The sequence below is a fragment of the Janthinobacterium sp. UMAB-56 genome, from assembly GCF_900095265.1.
In the GTDB taxonomy this organism is placed as follows: Bacteria; Pseudomonadota; Gammaproteobacteria; order Burkholderiales; family Burkholderiaceae_D; genus Janthinobacterium.
Genome location: NZ_LT607651.1, coordinates 227,055 through 244,936 on the forward strand (window position 1 = coordinate 227,055; position 17,882 = coordinate 244,936).

Sequence of the window (17,882 nt, forward strand, 5' to 3'; positions counted from 1 at the left end):
CAAGTCGACCTGTTCGGCGGCGCCTACTGGCTGCATGCGCAAGTGCGCAACGACAGCAGCGTAGCGGCCTGGGTCATCGACCCGAACGACACCCTGATCGACCTGGTCGACCTCTACGTGTATGGCCCCGGGCAGCACGCGGCGCCGCAGACCTTGCTGACGGGCTACCAGCGTCCGCACGAGTACTTGTTGCACTACGGCAGGAACGTGCAGCTGGCGCCGGGCGCCACGTATGACATCCTGATCCGCTTTTCCAGCCCCTACTACGCGCGCGCCCCTCTGTTCGGCGTGAAGACGCAGCAGGATTACCGCAAGCTGGTAGGCAAGGAAAATTTCCTGATGGTGGCCTCCATCGGCGCCCTGCTGGCGCTGGGCCTGTTCAATTTCTTCATCTTTTCCATCACCCTGGAAAAAGCCTCGGCCTATTACGCGCTGTATGTGCTGACGTACGGCCTGGCCTGGGCCATGACCTTCCACGTCTTTGCCGACCTGTTCGACTGGCACATGCTGCAGCTGCATTACGTGCCGTTCTTCCTGCTGCCTGTCTTCAGCACCCTGTTCTACATGCATTTCCTGCGTCTGCGCGACTACTCTCCCCTGCTCTACCACCTCAGCAAGGTCAACCTGGTGCTGCCCCTGCTGCTCTTGCCCAGCTGTTTCTTTGCCCTGTCGTATGCGCACACCTTGGCCACCATCGCCATCAGCATCTGGATGCTGATGGCGCTCATCTGCGGCGTCGTCGTCTGGTGCCGCGGCTACCAGCCGGCGCGATTCTTCGTGCTGGCCTTCGTCGCCCTGATGCTGCCCGGCTTTTTGATCCTGCCGGCCAACTTGGGCCTGATGCCGGCCATGGTGGCCAACGCCCAGCTGGTGACACTGCTCGGCGGCACCTTCGACGGCTTGCTGCTTGCCTTTGCCCTGGCCGACCAGATCCGCCTGCTGCGCAACAACCTGGAACAACGCGTGCAGGAGCGCACCCTGGCGCTCACCCTCAGCAACGACGCCCTGCTGAAGGCCAAGGAGCATGCGGAAGTGGTCAGCCGCCACCGCATCGACTTCCTCTCGGCCATGAGCCACGACATCCGCACCCCGCTCGCCGGCGTGATCGGCATGCTGAAGTTCGCCCTGCGCGACCAGTCCGTCAAGGGCCGCACGCAGGAATACCTGCGCATCGGCCTGCACAATGGCGTCTCACTCTTGACCATCCTCAATGACATCCTCGATTTCTCGAAGATCGACGCGGGCAAGCTGACCCTGGAAACCGTGGACTTCGACTTGCTGGCGCTGATCGGCGACGCGGCCGGCATCGTGCAGGGCCAGGCCGACGCCAAGAGCCTGCTGCTGCGCCGCGAACTGGCGCTGGACTTGCCACGCTACGTATGCGCAGATCCCACGCGATTGCGGCAAATCCTCATCAACCTGCTGGGGAACGCCCTGAAATTCACGGCGAATGGCGAAGTGCAGCTGGAAGTGCGGCGCGCCCGCACGCCGCCGCGCCGCGATGGCCGCAGCGACATCGAATTCATCATCAGCGACACGGGCCCTGGCATCGACGCGAACACCTTGCCGCGGCTGTTCCAGAAATTCGAGCAAGCCGACCATTCCACCACGCGCAGCTATGGCGGCACGGGCCTGGGCCTGGCCATCTGCAAGGAACTGGTCGAACTGATGGATGGCACCATCGGCGTGGAAAGCCGGGTCGGCATCGGCTCGCGCTTCCATTTCACCTTGCCCATGACGCCCGGCAGCGCGCCGGCAGCCGACCCGCGCCGACCTGTACGCAAGGCGCGCCACGCCTGCCGCCTGCGCATCCTGTGCGCCGAAGACGTGCGCACCAACCAGATCATCATCGGCACCCTGCTGGAAGGCATGGGACATGACGTGACCATCGTGGAAAACGGCGAGCAGGCACTGCGCGCGCTGGGCGCGGGCCCTTACGATTGCGTGCTGATGGATGGCCGCATGCCGCTGATGGATGGCGAACAGGCGGCGCGCCTGATCCGCGCCGGCGGCAACGCCCAATTTGCCATTCCCGACGCGCACATCCCCATTCTCGCGCTGACGGCCAACGCCAGCGAACATGACCGGCAACGCTACCTGGCCGCCGGCATGGATGACTTCCTCAGCAAGCCTGTCGATGAAGCGCTGCTGTTCGAGAAAATCGACGCCATCATCGACTTGCTGCTGGCGCGCGGCCACGCGCTGCCACCGTCCCCGCCGCAAGACGATGACGCGCTGGCGCGCCAGTTCGGGCTGGACGCCGCCGACGACGCGCCACCCGCATCGGCCGATCCCATGACGGCGCCCGTGCACATCCTGCCGCTGGCGGGCCTGTCGCCGCAGCACTTGCAGCGCATCGCGCAAGCATTCCTGACGGAGGCGCCACGGCGCCTGGACCTGGCATGCCACGCCGTGCGCGATGGTAACGCCAGCGCGGCCGCTGCCGCCTTCCATGCCTTGAAAGGCAGCGCCGGCTACCTGAGCCGCCCCACCCTGCACGGCCTGTGCCACCAGATGGAAACCCTGGCATCGAATGGCCAGCTCGACAACGTGGAGCAATTCCTGCCACAGCTGCAGGCGGCGCTGGAGGTGGCGCGGCACGACCTGGAAGCTCAGCCCGCCACCAACTGAGCTCGATTCATCCAGCCATGCGATTGCAGCCACGCCAGCAACAATTGCGGCCAGGCGGCCGGCTCGCTGCCAGGCTTGCCCAGGCCCCAGCCATGGCCGCCGCTCTGGAACTGGTGCAGCTCCACGGGTACGCCCGCGCGGCGCAGGGCCGCAGCCATCAGCACACTGTTCCCGGGCGGCGCAATCGGGTCGTCCTGCGCCTGGGCGATGAAAACCGGCGGCGTGCGCGCATCGACGTGCCGTTCCACCGACCAGGCATCGCGCGCCGCCTGCGTGGGATGGGCACCCAGCAACTGCTTCTTCGCATGCGTCGTGTCGAAGGGACGCTGCATGGTCAGCACGGGATACAGCAGCACGGCAAAATCGGGCCGCGCGGATACGGCGTCCGCCGCGTCGACGGGCGCATAACGGCATGCATCCGCTTCGACGGCCGTCATGCCGGCCAGGTGGGCGCCGGCGGAAAAACCGAGCATGCCGATGCGCGACGGGTCGACCTGCCACTGCGCCGCATGTGCACGGACCACGCGCATGGCGCGCTGGCCGTCCTGGAAGGGCGCGGCCGGGCCGCCTCCCTCTTGCGGCAAGCGGTACACGAGCTCAAAGGCGGTGATGCCTTGCGCTTGCAACCAGTCGGCGGCCGGGCCGCTTTCCCTGCCCGCCTCGATATGCGCATAGCCGCCGCCACTGACCAGCACGATGGCCGTGCCGTTCGGCTGCGCCGGGCGGTGCACGATCAAATAGGGCTGCTCGACCTGCGTAATGGAACCCTTGGCGCTACCGCGCTGCGGGCCCGGCGCCGCGCCACCGGGCGGCGCACCTGGCCACAACAGAATAGCGCCCGCCGGCGCCGCGCCGGCGTGCAGGTGGACAAGGACAAGACACAACAGCCTCAGTCGCTTCATGCCTGGAAATCCGTCTCGCCCTGGATCACGGCCGGATAGCCCGTCATGGCGCGCGATGTTTGCATGCCCGCCATCACGGCCGCTTCCACGCAGCCTGCGTTCAAGCCCGTCCTGATCCAGTCGCCCGTCAGGAACAGATTGGAAAAGCCCGACTGGTCGGTGGCCAGCCGGTACTGCGTGCTGCCCACCACCGACATCACGTAGCGTTCGGACGGGTCGACGTTGGCACGCCAGTACTGGCTGTCGAAGCGCGCCGGTCCCGTGCCGGCTTTCGCATCGACCAGCCATTGCCACGGGAACGCGCCAGGCGCGCCCGCCTCGGGCCACAGCGCGCCGATCTCGCGCTCCAGCTGGTGCAGCGCGCCCTCTTTCGCCTTGGCCGCGCAGCGGACGGGAAAGCCCGCGTCGGTGACAGGCGGATAGCTGTCGACGGGGAAGGCGCTGCAAAAGTAGGACACATTCTTCGGCTCCAGCCCCGCCGGCCAGTCTTCGCGCGCCAATAACTGGTCCATCGGCGCCCACGTGTCGTACGGCTCCGTGAAGGCCGACAGCACGGGTTGCTGGCCTTTGGGCTGCGTGGTCCAGCCCATCTGCTTCAAATCCTTGTTGAGCCACACCTGGTAAGCCTGCGTGGCCACGGTTTTCACCTTGTCGGCAGCCAGTTGCAAGGCCGGACTTTGCGCCAGCAGTTGCGGACATAAAGCCTGCAGCGAGCCGATGGAAATGCCGAACACCACCTTGTCGAAATCGACGCCCTTCTGCAAGACCGTGGCGGGCAGCTGGCGGCAGAATGCCTGTGCATACTGCTGCGGCCAGTCGCTCCAGTACGATTCCAGATTGATTTCCTGCGCTTGCAGCAGCGCCGCCTGGGCCGGTTCGATCTGTGCGAAATCGGGCGCGCTGGGCCAGCAAGCCAGGCCTTTCACGTCCACCAGCGGCGCGTAGCCGGCGGCAGGGTCCTTCAATTGCACCTGCTGCGTGATGCGGATGCTGTCGATGTCGCCTGCGCCCGGCACCAGTTCTTCCACGCGCTGGAAGAATTTGAATTCCACGCCCCGCTTGGCGAGTACTTCGTACAATGGCGTGAAAATCGTGTCACCCATGCCCGCCTGCATCTTGAACATGATGCCGCCCTTGTAGGCCAGGCCGATGCGCGCCATGGCCCGCAGCAAGGTGCCCGCCTCGATATTCGGCTTGGCGAAATCGCCACCTTCGTAAGCAAACACCAGGTCATAAAAGCCCCGCACGGGCGCCGAATTGACGCTGAACTGCTCATCGCCGCCATGCTTGCGCAGCCAGGCGCGGAAATCGATGTCGTTGATGACGTCAAAACCATTCTTGAACACGCCATCTTCGAACATGCCCTTCATGACCGTGATACCCAGGTCCAGGCAGGTGAACAGGCGGCGCAATTCATCGTCGCCGTCGATCAGTGCACGGTAGCGCAGGCGCAGCCAGGCGCGGATGCCGTTCAGGGTGCTGGCCAGCAGTTGGTGGCGGGCCTGGTCGTGGCGCGCGGAGTCCGGCGCCAGATCGGCCACCAGCGCCGCCAGCGCGCCCACGGACAGGCCCACGTCCAGCCCCAGTTCATCGGCCTGCCCCACCACTTCATCGGCCAGGCGGCGCAGCCAGCCCGGCCACACACCCTCGCCTTGCGATGCACTGGCGCGGACGATGCGCGCGTCGGCATCCGCCACGCGCCGGATCTGGCGTATCCACTGCTCGATCCAACCCACCATCGCAATGGCCATCTGCCACAGCGTGATGTCTTCGCCGCCCTCGCCAGGCTCGCCCGGCAAGGTGGGAAAGACGATGGACCAGTTACGCCATTGTCCCTTGACGTCTTCCGACAGGGCCACGTAATCGTGCTGCTTGAAGGCGTCGCGCCAGGTGGCCAGCGGTGCGCCTGGCGGGCGCTCCAGGCTGGCGTACGCTTCCTTGATCATCTTGAAGGCGTTCGCATAAAAGCCGAACCAGATGTGCAGGCCATGTTCTTCGATGCGCTGGCCAAGCTGCGCATTGCGCCCGCTGGCGCCCTTGCCGCCCAGACGCCATCCCAACTGGTAGACGGTGATGGCGTGCCGGTTTTGCCAACCCGGCTGGTTGGTCAGATAATACGCGGCCGTCATGGCCGCCACGCCGCCGCCCAGGATGGCGATCTTTTCCGGCGCGATCGTCGAATTGTCGACCAGTTCCTCGCCCGGCATGGCCGTGAAATCAAAATTCACATTGAACGGCAAAATCGCCGCCTGTGGTCCCAGCTGCAAGCCCAGCGTCTGGTCCAGCGGGAAGCTGTCGAAGGCGTGCAAAGTGCATTCGTATTCGTAGCCGAGCAGGCGCGCGCTGTGCAGGCGCTTGATCTCGGCCGGCGCGGCCACCAGGGCCTGGTACACGGCCTTCACACCTGCGCTGTCGGGAAACTGCTTGAGGAATATCTGGTCGATGCGCGGCTGGCGCAGCAGCGACAGGATGTCGGCCCAGCCAGCCTGGTCCATGTCGAAGAAATCGGGGATCGAGAGGAAAATCTGGAAGGCCTGCTCGATGAGTTCGAGAAAACTGTTGACGCTCTTATGCTGCCCCGTACGCACGGTGGCGTTGACTTCCAGCAGAGGGTGCAGGGCCAGTTTCGTTTCCGGCGAAAAATGCTGGAAACCCTTGGCAGCGACGGAGCAGCGCAGCGGCTCGCTGCCGGCGGCGGGAATCTCGTAGTCGCACAGGTATTTCGGATAGCCAAACAGTTCGCGCCCGTTGATCAGGGCCATCGCATCATCGACGAAAATATGGCAAGGGTACCAATAGATATGCGCGAGCTTGCCCGCCGCATCCATTTCGCCGACCATGATCCAGGTGACGATATCGACTTCCGTGATCCAGCCCTTGGCCTGGTCGACGGGGTTGGCGGAGTCTGCATGGTTGACGCGCGTAAACGTCAGCATCACATACGGCGACAGGGCTTTCAGGGTCATTTTGCGACCCGCCACCTGGTTCAGGGTGGTGTTCACGGTCGCTTGCAATTTCGCCAGGTCACCCTTGACGAAATAACCATACATTTCCGACTGTTTCAATTGCAGCGGCGCATGCATCATCACCGAACCGCCCTGATAGATATACGAAGGTCTTGCCGAAGGTATCGCCGTCATTGCCCTGTCCCCTTTAAGTTTCATTCAAACAAGATTTCTACAGTGTATTTGAGAAAGTTCAATAAATGATATGAAATAAATTAAAGGATTTGCCAAGATGCATAGCTTAGCTTCCATCGCGGCAACAAGGTGCTTGCGCACGGCGACAGGGGCAAGCCCATGCCATCAGGTGTAGGATGGACGCATCTTGAGCGTTCCGAGCACCCTGCCATGGCAATGATTACCACCGACTATGTTTCCACTTATTCAGGCAACCGTTTTTATCCCTTGCGCCCGCATATCGACAAGGTCGCCATCGAAGACATCGCCCACGGCCTCGCTTACCAGTGCCGCTTCAATGGACAGACGCAAGTGTTTTACTCGGTTGCCCAGCACAGCCTGATTGTCGCCGAACTGGTGCCGCCGCATTTGCGCCTGGCCGCCCTGCTGCATGACGCGGCAGAAGCCTACCTGGGTGACATGGTGAAGCCCTTGAAAGTGTTGCTGCCGGAATTTGCCGTGCTGGAAGACAAGGTCAGCGCCATCATCGCCGCCACGTATGGCCTGGATTTTTCCGATTACGCACCCATCAAACGGGCCGACCTGATCGCACTGGCCACGGAAAAGCGCGACCTGATGCCGCACTCGGCCGAACGCTGGGCTTACCTTGACGGCGTCACCCCCTTGCCCGGTATAATCGAGGCCATGGGTCCGGCCGAAGCCAAGCAGCGCTTCCTGCATGCCTTTGCCCAGTTGAGCGGGCTTGGGCTTGCCGCATGAAGGCTTCCCCCCTGCCACATGAACGGGTGCTAAGCCCCGGTTTTTACACGGCTTTTTTAGATATCCACAGCAACTGTGGATAAAGTTGTTGATAAGCCCCTCTTGACAAGCCGCAACACCAGTATTGATGCGGGTCTCAACAATTTGCTGATTTCACAGGCATTTTTTTAACCCAATGAAATCAATGACTTGGAATTATGAGTTTGCGCTTGAACAAACTTACTCTACCGCCATGAAAATATATTTTGCCGTGCAGACGACATCCTGGCCTCAGGCCGTCTTGCCTGAACAGCATTGTTTTGACAAAGCCCGCAGACTGGCATAGTGTGGAGTAGCGAGTACGATCAACGGTGGATAAACGCATGAATATGGAAAGCGATAGCGCCGCCAAGGGGGCGGACGAACCTGACTGGCTCGTTGACGAGCCGCAGGAACTGGCAGACGCGTCGGCAGAGACTGCCAACGCGGCGCCATGGCGCGTGCTGATCGTCGATGACGATGTCGACGTGCATGTGGTGACCAAGTTTGCCCTCAGCCAGGCCAGTTTCCAGGGCCGCAGGCTGAGCTTTTTGCACGCATATTCGGGCGACGAGGCGCTGGCCTTGCTGCGCAGCACGCCCGATATCGCCGTCGTGCTGCTCGATGTGATCATGGAAACCCAGGATGCCGGGCTACAAGTGGCGCGCCAGGTGCGCGAAGAACTGCACAACAGTGCCGTGCGCATCATCCTGCGCACAGGCCAGCCTGGCCAGGCACTGGAACACCGCATCATCATCGACTACGACATCAACGATTTCTGGTGCAAGACCGACTTGACCACGCGCAAGTTGTTCACCACCGTGATTGCCTCGCTGCGCACCTACGCCACCTTGCGCGAAGCGCAGCAACAGGTAGCCGAGCTTGCTGCAGCCCTGGCCCAGTGCGGCGATGCGCCAGTGCCGCCGGCCGGCGGCACGCCCTGAACAGGGCCGCTACTTTCAGTCATAAAAAGAGAGCACTGGATAGGCATACAGGCTTGTTGCATGCCCCGTTTTGGCCCATCTTGTCTGCCGATGGCAGGTGCCGACCGGCCTTGATTTCCTAAGTAACGGATTGTTAAGCGCTTTTTCAGATATCCACACGGACTGTGGATATCTTTGTGGATAAGCGCCTATTGACAGGCTTCAAAGCCACAGCCGGTGCGGCTTTCAATAAACTGCTCAATCAAAGGGCAAAAATAAAATCCATTAAAATCAATCACTTAGAAAATCACACATCATCACAAGAAAATTATTTCGACCATTTCGCCAACCCATCATTTGTGCATAACTGAGCCGCAATGATCAATCCGACAACGCCGGACTGGCGCTGCCGGCAACACTGTTGCCGTGCAGAAACTCAGTGCACGGTCTGGCGGCGCTGCTCAGGATGCAGCAGCACGCGCTCGATCAGTGCAGGGGCAACATTGTATGACTTCAGGTATTCCAGCGCGCACAAGGTGCTGAAGGCCGCCTGCACGGCGATGCCCAGGTTGACGATATCGCACATCGCCTGATCGACCCGGGCGTGCGGCACCACGGTTTTAACGGGCATATGCAGCGTTTCTGTGGAATTAAGCATGATGAACAACTCCTGCGAAGGGGGACGGAAGGGTGGAGACGGCATGGCAATACGCATCGCGCCAGCGCGGACAGGGACAGAACTCATGTTGCCGATAAAGTATTGCTGATAAATTCTCGATGTCAATGGCAGGGAAACACGAGCCACGTTTTTTTCTTGCAGGCACAAGCGCGGCCGAAAGCGATGGACAAGCGCGAACAGCCACGGCGATAATCAGCCATGCCCTCATCCCCCCTTCCCCCCCTCCCGCCCGACCTGCCCCGCCCGCAACCGGCCTCGCTGGCCGACCTGTTCTTCTCGTTCACCTGGCTGGCCCTGCAAGGCTTTGGCGGCGTGCTGGCCGTCATTCAGCGCGAAATGGTCGAGCGCAAGCGCTGGCTGACGCAAGAGGAATTCCTGGAAGACTGGGCCGTGGCGCAAATCATGCCGGGGCCGAATGTCGCCAACCTGTCGCTGATGGTGGGCGGACGCTATTTCGGCTTGCGGGGCGCGCTGACGGCGCTGGCCGGCATGCTGGCCGTGCCCCTCGTTATCGTGCTGCTGCTGGGCGTGCTGTACACGCGCTTTGGCGACAACCCGCACATGGCGGGCGCCCTGCGCGGCATGGCGGCCGTGTCGGCCGGCATGATCGCCGCCACGGGCGTGAAACTGGCGACCGCGCTGGTCAAGCATCCGCTGCCCTTGTGGCTGACCTTATGCATCACCGTGCTGGGCGTGCTGATGGTGGCCGTCCTGCGCTGGCCCCTGCTGTACATCCTGCTGGGCCTGGGTGGCATAGGCTGCCTGCTGACGTACCGGAAGCTGCCTGCATGACGCCGCCCCTGCAACTGGTGTTGAGCGCGGGCGACTGGCTGAACCTGTTTAGCCACTACCTGATGCTGTCGCTGATGTCGATCGGCGGCGCCATTTCCACCACCTCCGAAATGCACCGCTTCCTCGTCGAGCAGCAAGGTTGGCTGACGCAGGCGCAATTCAATGAATCGATCGCCATCGCGCAAGCCGCGCCCGGTCCTAACGTGCTGTTCGTGGCCCTGATGGGCTGGAACGTGGGCATGAACGCGGGCAGTTATCCCGCCGCCTACCTCGGCGTGTTCATCACAATGGTGGGGATCATGCTGCCCAGCACCACCCTCACCTACCTGGCGGCCCAGTGGGGCTACCGCAACCGCGACCTGCGCCCCGTACGCGCCTTCAAGCAGGGCATGGCGCCCATCGTCGTCGCCCTCCTGATTTCCACCGGCATGATACTGGGCGGCGCCAACCATGAACTGCGCACGGACTGGCCCCTGTGGAGCCTGTCCATCGTGGCCGGCCTGCTCATCTGGCGCACGAAGATCCATTTATTGTGGCTGCTGGCGGCCGGCGCCGTGCTGGGGTGGCTGCAGCTGGTGTGAGCCTACACGGCCAGGTGGCGCTTCACGTCCTCGCCATCCATCTGCGCCGCCGCTCCGCTGGCCACCACGCTGCCGCGCGACAGGACGATGAATTCGTCGGCCAGTTCGCGGGCAAAATCAAAATACTGTTCGCACAGCACGATGGCCATGTCGCCGCGCTGCTTCAACAGCGCAATGACCCTGCCGATATCCTTGATCACGGACGGCTGGATACCCTCGGTCGGCTCATCGAAGATGATCAGCTGCGGCTCGGCCAGCAAGGCGCGGGCGATGGCCAACTGCTGCTGTTGCCCGCCCGACAAATCGCCGCCACGCCTCTGCAGCATCTCTTTTAATACCGGGAACAGTTCATACACGTGGGGGTCGATGCGCGCAGCCTGCCTGCCCCGCTTCACCGCCATGCCCATCAGCAGGTTTTCCTCGACCGTCAAGCGGGCGAAGATATCGCGCCCCTGCGGCACATAGGCGATGCCCAGCTTGGCGCGCGCATGCGGCGCCAGCCTGGTGATGTCGCGCCCGTCAAACACCACCTTGCCCTGCGCCACGGGCAGCACGCCCATCAGGCATTTCAACAAGGTCGTCTTGCCCACGCCATTCCTGCCCAGCAAAGCCAGGCATTCGCCCTTGCGGGCCGACAGGTTGATGCCGCGCAAGGTGTGCGAGGAGCCATAGTATTGATTCAATTGTTCGACTTCCAGCATGCTTACCTTCCCAGATAGACTTCGATCACGCGCTCGTCGGCTTGCACCTCGTCCATGCGCCCCTGCGCCAGCACGGCCCCTTCATGCAGCACGGTGACAATGCCTTGCTGGGCAATCTCCGTGACGAAACCCATGTCATGCTCGACCACCATGATGGAGTGTTTGCCGCGCAATTCATTGAGCAACTCTGCCGTGCGCGCCGTTTCCGCATCCGACATGCCGGCCACCGGTTCGTCCAGCAGAATCAGCTGCGGCTCCTGCATCAGCAGCATGCCGATTTCCAGCCACTGCTTTTGCCCGTGCGACAGCAAGCCGGCCGGCCGCGCCTCGTGGCCATGGAGGCGGATCAAGCGCAAGATCGCTTCGATCTTGCCTTGCTGCTCGGACGTCAGGCGCGCAAACAGCGTGGGCGCCACGCGCTTGTCGAGCTTCATGGCCAGTTCCAGGTTGTCGAACACCGTGTGCTGCTCGAACACGGTGGGGCGCTGGAACTTGCGGCCGATGCCCGCATGGGCGATTTGCGCTTCCGTCATGGTCGCCAGGTTCATGGTCTGGCCGAACCAGGCCGTGCCGGACGTGGGCCGCGTCTTGCCCGTGATGACATCCATCATCGTCGTCTTGCCCGCCCCGTTAGGGCCGATGATGCAGCGCAATTCGCCCACGGAGATGTCGAGGCTCAGCTTGTTGATGGCCTTGAAGCCGTCGAATGACACGCTGATATCTTCCAGGTACAGGATGGCGCCATGGGTGGTGTCGACGCCTTCGCCTTTCAAGCGCGAGTAAGTGGCCCCCGCTTCGGCGCCAGCCATGCCGGGCAACATGCGGATACTCATGCTGCCTCCTCGGCCACGCCGGGCTTGCGTTTGAGCTTGTTCAACACGCCCAGCATGCCATGCTGCATGAACAGGGTGACGCCGATGAACAGCAGCCCCAGCGCGAACAACCACAGTTCCGGCAAGGCGGCCGTGAACCAGCTTTTCAAGCCGTTGACGGTGAAGGCGCCCAGAATCGGGCCGATCAGGGTGCCGCGTCCGCCGACGGCCACCCACACGACCATTTCGATGGAATTCGCCGGCGACATTTCGGACGGGTTGATGATGCCCACCTGCGGCACATACAGGGCGCCGGCAATGCCACACAGCACGGCCGATAGCGTCCAGACGAAGAGCTTGAACCACAGCGGGTTATAACCGAGGAACATCAAGCGCGCCTCGCTGTCGCGCACGCCCTGCAGCACCCTGCCCAGTTTCGAGCGGACGATGGCGCGCGCACCGACCAAGGCGGTCAGCAGGAAGGCCAGGGTCAGCAGGAACAGCACGGCCCGGGTGGCCGGTGCCGTGATGCTATGGCCGAGGATGGTCTTGAAGTCCGTGAAACCGTTGTTGCCACCAAAACCGGTGTCATTACGGAAGAACAAGAGCATGAAGGCATACGTCATCGCTTGCGTGATGATGGAAAAATACACGCCCTTGATGCGCGAGCGAAACGCGAAGTAACCGAACACAAAAGCCAGCACGCCCGGCACCAGCACGACGAGGGCCATGCAGTACCAGAAGTGTTCCGTAAAGGCCCAGTACCAGGGATAGGTTTTCCAGTCGAGAAAGACCATGAAGTCGGGCAAGCTGCTATGGTACTGACCCTGGTCGCCGATGGCGCGCATCAGATACATGCCATGCGCGTACGCGCCCAGGGCAAAGAACACGCCGTGGCCCAGCGACAGGATGCCCGTGTAGCCCCAGACCAGGTCCAGCGCCAGTGCGGCCAGCGCGTAACACATGAACTTGCCCACCAGCGCCACCGTATAGGCGGACACGTGCAACGCATGCCCTTCGGCAAACGCCAGATTGAATATCGGCAATAGCGCCGCCAGCACCGCGCAGGCGGCAATCGCCAGCCAGACGGGCCGCGTAAACAGGCCCTGCTTGGATTGATAAGAGGTAGTCATTCGACGCTGCGTCCCTTCATGGCAAACAGGCCCTGCGGCCGGCGCTGGATGAAAATGATGATGAATACCAGAATGGCGATCTTCGCCAGCACGGCGCCCGCCACCGGTTCGAGGAATTTGTTCACTTCGCCCAGGCCCAGCGCGGCGATCACGGTACCGGCCAGCTGGCCCACGCCGCCCAGCACCACCACCATGAAGGAGTCGACGATGTAGCTCTGCCCCAGGTCCGGCCCCACATTGCCCAGTTGCGACAGGGCCACGCCGCCCAGACCTGCGATGCCGGAGCCGAGGCCGAAAGTCAGCATGTCGACCTTGCCCGTGGCCACGCCCACGCAATCGGCCATGCGACGGTTTTGCGTGACGGCCCGCACGAACAGGCCCAGGCGCGTCCTGTTCAGGATCAGCCACACGGCCACCACCACGACGATGGCGAAAACGATGATGGCCAGCCGGTTGTACGGCAGCACGAGGCCGCCCAGCACGGTCACGCCGCCAGACATCCAGGCCGGATTGGCCACTTCCACGTTTTGCGCGCCGAAGATGGTGCGCACTAGCTGCATGAGGATCAGGCTGATACCCCAGGTGGCCAGCAGGGTTTCCAGCGGTCGCCCGTACAGCCAGCGTATCACCGTGCGTTCCAGCACCACGCCCACCAGGCCGGCAACAAAAAAGGCGGCCGGCAAGGCGGCCAACAGGTAGGCATCCTGCAAGCCGGGCAGGTAGGTGCGGAAAAACAGCTGGCACAGATACGTCGTGTAGGCGCCTATCATCAGCAATTCGCCATGTGCCATGTTGATAATGCCCATCAAGCCAAATGTGATGGCCAGGCCCAGGGCCGCCAGCAACAGCACGCTGCCCAGCGAAATGCCGTAGAACACAGTGCCGGCCAATTCCATGCGCGCCACTCGCCCCTTGATCTGGCGCATGGTCTCGATGGCGGCCAGTTGCACGCCTTCATCCGCCTCCCCTTCCTTGTTCAGCATGGCTTGCAGCACCGGCAGCAGGCGCGCATCGCTGCTGCCGGCCAGCGCCTGCACGGCGGCCTTGCGCGTGGCGGCATCGGGCGCGTGCAAGTTGGCGCTGGCGATCAGCACCTGCAATAGCTGTTGGATGTCGCCATCGCTTTCCCGCGCCAGCGCGGTGCGGATCAGGGGAAGTTGCGCGGGGTCCACGTCTTGCTGCAGCGCTTGCGCTGCGGCAAGACGCGTGGCCCGCTCGGGCGCCAGCAGTTGCAGCCCCGACAAGGCCCCCGCCACGGCCGAGCGCAGGCGGTTGTTGACCATTACACCATCGATGCCATCGGGCAGCGGCACGCTCTTGCCGATGGCAGGGTCGTATGCCTGCTCGCCGTCGACGATGTAGACCCTGCCATCGGGTGCGGCATACAAGGCATCGTCCTGCAAGGCTTGCAGCACGCGGGCGGCCTCGGGCGTGGCCAGGGCGGCGATCCGGGCGACGGCGGTGACTCTGGCGTCGGAATCGTCGCCCGCCAACGGTTTCAGCAAGTCGGCAGGGATGGCAGCCTGCGCCATGGATGACAGGCACAGGCAGAAAAAGACCAGCAGCGATGTAAATAGCCTCATTGAGTTCCCGGGAAAGCGTTGATGGTCGGCGCCACCGGACGCATTGCCCGATGGCGCTGGCGTGACTCTTTACAACTTCTGCTTGCCCTCATTACCCTTGATAAACGGGCTCCACGGCTGTGCGCGTATCGCTTCCTTGGTTTTCCACACGACATTGAATTGCCCATCGGCCTTGATCTCGCCGATCATCACAGGCTTGTGCAAGTGGTGATTCGTCGCATCCATGGTCAAGGTGAAGCCCGATGGTGCTTTCATGCTCTGGCCGGCCATGGCGGCAATCACCTTGTCCGTGTCCGTCGATTTCGCTTTTTCCACGGCTTGCGCCCACAGGTGGATGCCGACATAGGTCGCTTCCATGGGGTCGTTCGTCACGACGGAAGCCGCGTTCGGCAGCTTGTGCGCCACGGCATATGCCTTCCACTGCTTGATGAAGGCGACATTCACGGGATTCTTGACGGATTCGAAATAATTCCACGCCGCCAGGTGGCCCAGCAAGGGCTTGGTATCGATGCCGCGCAGCTCTTCCTCACCCACGGAAAACGCGACGACGGGCACGTCCGTGGCTTTCAAGCCTGCATTGCCCAGTTCCTTGTAAAACGGCACGTTGGAATCGCCATTGATGGTGGAAATGACGGCCGTCTTGCCGCCGGTGGAAAACTTCTTGATGTTGGCCACGATGGTTTGATAGTCGGCGTGGCCGAACGGGGTGTAGACCTCGCTGATATCGCTCTCCTTGACGCCTTTGCTTTTCAGGAAAGCGCGCAGGATCTTGTTGGTGGTGCGCGGATACACATAATCCGTGCCCAGCAGCACGAAACGCTTGGCGCCGCCACCATCCTTGCTCATCAGGTATTCGACGGCGGGGATCGCCTGCTGGTTCGGCGCGGCGCCCGTATAAAACACATTCTTTTCCAGCTCCTCGCCCTCGTATTGCACCGGGTAAAACAGCAGGCTGTTGAGCTCCTTGAACACCGGCAAGACGGATTTACGGGACACCGACGTCCAGCAGCCGAAGACCACGGCGACTTTATCCTGCGCCACCAGTTGGCGCGCTTTTTCCGCGAACAAAGGCCAGTTCGACGCGGGGTCGACCACGACGGCTTCCAGCTTCTTGCCCAGCACGCCACCCTTGGCATTGATTTCAGCGATCGTCATCAGGGCCACGTCTTTCAGCGACGTTTCGGAAATGGCCATGGTGCCCGACAGAGAGTGCAAAATGCCCACCTTGATCGTATCGGCGGCCAAGGCTGCCTGCATGGTGATGGACGTGGCCAGGGCCAGTGCGCCGGCGGCAGCCGCTTTCAGGATGATGCGTCGTGACATGGGGACTCCTGTGAATGGTTCGTGGGGGTCGAGCTAGGCATACGATGTTATTAAAGCAGAATGCATGCCAGCATGCATGGCATGCGCAGCAGGACAGGGAGGCGGGGCGCGACGCTGCGGCCACACTATTTTGGTGCGGCCGTGCCACCTGCTGGTGAACAGCGCGGCAGAGGCTGGGGAAACGGTGGGTAATGGTGCAGGAAGCGCACCTGACGATCAACTAGACCAGCTTTGCACGCGCCATGGCGGTGCTGAGCATCGCCCGAGACGGGCGCAAAGACTGCCGCCGCCAGCCCGCTGGGGGTGCTGGCGGCAATTTACTTCTCCAATTGCTTGCGTATCGCCTTCAGCTCGCGCCGCCGTGCCGCACTGACCACGGGATAGCCTAATTTGAGTCCGAGCAAGGCATCGAGCACGATCTGCGACACGATCAGGCGCGCGTTATGCTTGTCGTCGGCAGGCACGATAAACCAGGGCGTATCGGCGGTGCTGGTGGCGGCCAGGGCATGGCCATAGGCCAGCATATAGTCGTCCCAATATGCACGCTCGGCGATATCGGCCGCGCTGAATTTCCAGTTCTTGTCCGGTTCGTCGATGCGCGCCAGCAGCCGCTTGCGCTGTTCCTCCTTGGACAGGTGCAGGAATACCTTGACGATGCGCGTACCGTTGGCATGCAGATGCCTTTCCAGGTCGACGATCGAGCGGAAGCGGGCTTGCCACACGGATTCATCGGGAGCGGGGTCGGGCAGGGATTCGCTGTGCAGCAAATCCCTGTGCACGCGCACGATCAGCACCTCTTCATAGTAGGAACGGTTGAAAATGCCGATGCGCCCCCGCTCGGGCAAGTCGCGGGTGGTGCGCCACAGAAAATCGTGCAGCAGTTCGCGCGCGCTGGGATGCTGAAAGCTGAACACCTGGCAGCCTTGCGGGTTGACGCCCGACATCACATGGCGGATGGCACCGTCCTTGCCGGCCGTGTCCATCGCCTGGAACACGACCAGCAAGGCATGGCGGTTCGACGCGTACAGCATGCGCTGCTGATCGCTCAACTGCTCGACGTGATCCTGCAACTGTTTGCGGTACGCCTTCTTCGATTTGCACAGCGCATCGATCTTCGTGGCCCACAAACCGAGGTCCACCGCATCGCCTTCGCCGACCTTGTATGCCTGGGCATCGATTTTCATGCTGACTCCCTGGTGCTCAACCATTCGGCAGCGCGGGCGCCCGCCCGCCGCTCAGCCATCGGACCGGGCAGTGGCAGCCTGGTCCGATGCAGACGCCGCACCCGGCCAGTGCCCCGCCCAGCCGTAGTGCTGGTAGACGGCAGTCTCCATCTCGCGCGTCAGCGGCACTGACGGGTCATAGGCGGGCGCCTGCCTCAGCGCCTCGCGCGTCAGGTCTACACTCACAGTCTGTTCTGCCCAGCTCATTTGCCTGATGCTTTGCGGGGCCAGCAGCACCTCGTGGCCCATCCACCAGTTGCTGGTACGCACCACCAGATAGCGGATGGCCCAGCTGTCTTCATCCACCAGCAAGCCCTGGACGTGTCCGATCTCGCCATCGATGGCGACGATATGGTATCCGGCCACCGCCTTGCAGCTGCGCAGGTGCGGGTCGGCGTCGCGCTCACGGTCTTGCCTGATCGCCTGGACACGGTCCGTTTCAGCGTTGATGCCCGCACCAGCGTCGTCGCCGCCATAGCCGGACATGAGCATGGATGGATAGGCCGCGCTGCCCCACAAGCCCATGCCACCCCAATAATAAGGATAATTGTAGTAGTCGAGATAGCTGCTCTCATGCTGGCGGGTCAGCGGCTTGTCGGTATCGATATCGGGAGCGTTCTTGACTTGCTCGCGCGTCAAGGAGACGGGCAAGGTCTTGCTCAGCCAATCGGCTTTGCCTGCG

16 protein-coding genes are annotated in these 17,882 nt (G+C 62.4%); 6 read left to right on the forward strand and 10 right to left on the reverse strand.

Annotation, left to right across the window (positions count from 1 at the left end; translation table 11 throughout):
- The coding region (locus K0F85_RS01030; protein ID WP_257572444.1) for a hybrid sensor histidine kinase/response regulator at positions 1-2,631 on the forward strand (2,631 nt) is incomplete at its 5' end.
- On the opposite strand, the gene K0F85_RS01035 is transcribed toward K0F85_RS01030, so the two are convergent.
- The gene (locus tag K0F85_RS01035; RefSeq protein WP_219114154.1) at positions 2,613-3,533 is read right to left on the reverse strand and encodes an alpha/beta hydrolase; all 921 of its coding nucleotides are present in this window, start codon (positions 3,531-3,533) and stop codon (positions 2,613-2,615) included. The genes K0F85_RS01030 and K0F85_RS01035 overlap by 19 nt on opposite strands.
- The gene (locus K0F85_RS01040) at positions 3,530-6,673 is read right to left on the reverse strand and encodes an NAD(P)-binding protein (RefSeq protein ID WP_257572445.1); all 3,144 of its coding nucleotides are present in this window, start codon (positions 6,671-6,673) and stop codon (positions 3,530-3,532) included. The genes K0F85_RS01035 and K0F85_RS01040 overlap by 4 nt, the downstream gene beginning before the upstream one ends.
- Before the next feature lie 210 nt (positions 6,674-6,883).
- On the opposite strand from K0F85_RS01040, the gene K0F85_RS01045 reads away from it, so the two are divergent.
- The 3 genes from K0F85_RS01045 (at position 6,884) to K0F85_RS01055 (ending at position 8,744) form a co-directional block, all read left to right on the forward strand.
- Positions 6,884-7,432, forward strand: a complete 549-nt coding sequence (locus K0F85_RS01045) for a phosphohydrolase (RefSeq protein WP_219114155.1) — start codon at positions 6,884-6,886, stop codon at positions 7,430-7,432.
- A gap of 362 nt (positions 7,433-7,794) precedes the next feature.
- Positions 7,795-8,394 (forward strand): response regulator, encoded by a 600-nt coding sequence (locus tag K0F85_RS01050; protein WP_257572446.1) that lies wholly within the window; start codon positions 7,795-7,797, stop codon positions 8,392-8,394.
- 176 nt (positions 8,395-8,570) lie between these two features.
- Positions 8,571-8,744, forward strand: coding sequence for a hypothetical protein (locus tag K0F85_RS01055; RefSeq protein ID WP_219114156.1), 174 nt, complete (start codon positions 8,571-8,573; stop codon positions 8,742-8,744).
- Between the two features lie 65 nt (positions 8,745-8,809).
- On the opposite strand, the gene K0F85_RS01060 is transcribed toward K0F85_RS01055, so the two are convergent.
- On the reverse strand, positions 8,810-9,031 hold the full coding sequence (locus K0F85_RS01060) for a hypothetical protein (RefSeq protein WP_219114157.1): 222 nt from the start codon (positions 9,029-9,031) through the stop codon (positions 8,810-8,812).
- A gap of 219 nt (positions 9,032-9,250) precedes the next feature.
- Here K0F85_RS01060 and K0F85_RS01065 point away from each other — a divergent pair, with 219 nt between their 5' ends.
- Complete coding sequence (locus tag K0F85_RS01065) at positions 9,251-9,844, forward strand: chromate transporter (protein ID WP_219114158.1); 594 nt, start codon at positions 9,251-9,253, stop codon at positions 9,842-9,844.
- A complete protein-coding gene (locus K0F85_RS01070) occupies positions 9,841-10,425 on the forward strand; it encodes a chromate transporter (RefSeq protein WP_219114159.1) in 585 nt (194 codons plus the stop codon). The genes K0F85_RS01065 and K0F85_RS01070 overlap by 4 nt, the downstream gene beginning before the upstream one ends.
- 2 nt (positions 10,426-10,427) lie before the next feature.
- On the opposite strand, the gene urtE is transcribed toward K0F85_RS01070, so the two are convergent.
- The 7 genes from urtE to K0F85_RS01105 all read right to left on the reverse strand — a co-directional run.
- The gene (gene urtE, locus K0F85_RS01075) at positions 10,428-11,126 is read right to left on the reverse strand and encodes an urea ABC transporter ATP-binding subunit UrtE (RefSeq protein ID WP_219114160.1); all 699 of its coding nucleotides are present in this window, start codon (positions 11,124-11,126) and stop codon (positions 10,428-10,430) included.
- 2 nt (positions 11,127-11,128) lie between these two features.
- The gene (gene urtD / locus K0F85_RS01080; protein WP_219114161.1) at positions 11,129-11,959 is read right to left on the reverse strand and encodes an urea ABC transporter ATP-binding protein UrtD; all 831 of its coding nucleotides are present in this window, start codon (positions 11,957-11,959) and stop codon (positions 11,129-11,131) included.
- Positions 11,956-13,071 carry an urea ABC transporter permease subunit UrtC gene (gene urtC / locus K0F85_RS01085; RefSeq protein WP_219114162.1) on the reverse strand — a complete coding sequence of 372 codons (1,116 nt, stop codon included), beginning with the start codon at positions 13,069-13,071 and terminating at the stop codon, positions 11,956-11,958. The genes urtD and urtC overlap by 4 nt, the downstream gene beginning before the upstream one ends.
- Entirely contained in the window at positions 13,068-14,654 is a 1,587-nt protein-coding gene (gene urtB, locus K0F85_RS01090; RefSeq protein ID WP_219114163.1) for an urea ABC transporter permease subunit UrtB, read from the reverse strand. Before urtB ends, urtC begins: the two co-directional genes overlap by 4 nt.
- A 69-nt stretch (positions 14,655-14,723) precedes the next feature.
- Positions 14,724-15,977, reverse strand: a complete 1,254-nt coding sequence (gene urtA / locus K0F85_RS01095; RefSeq protein WP_219114164.1) for an urea ABC transporter substrate-binding protein — start codon at positions 15,975-15,977, stop codon at positions 14,724-14,726.
- 317 nt (positions 15,978-16,294) lie between these two features.
- The gene (locus K0F85_RS01100) at positions 16,295-17,161 is read right to left on the reverse strand and encodes an ADP-polyphosphate phosphotransferase (RefSeq protein ID WP_219114165.1); all 867 of its coding nucleotides are present in this window, start codon (positions 17,159-17,161) and stop codon (positions 16,295-16,297) included.
- 51 nt (positions 17,162-17,212) lie between these two features.
- Positions 17,213-17,882 (reverse strand): PRC-barrel domain-containing protein (locus tag K0F85_RS01105; RefSeq protein WP_219114166.1); only part of this gene is annotated, 670 nt, incomplete at its 5' end.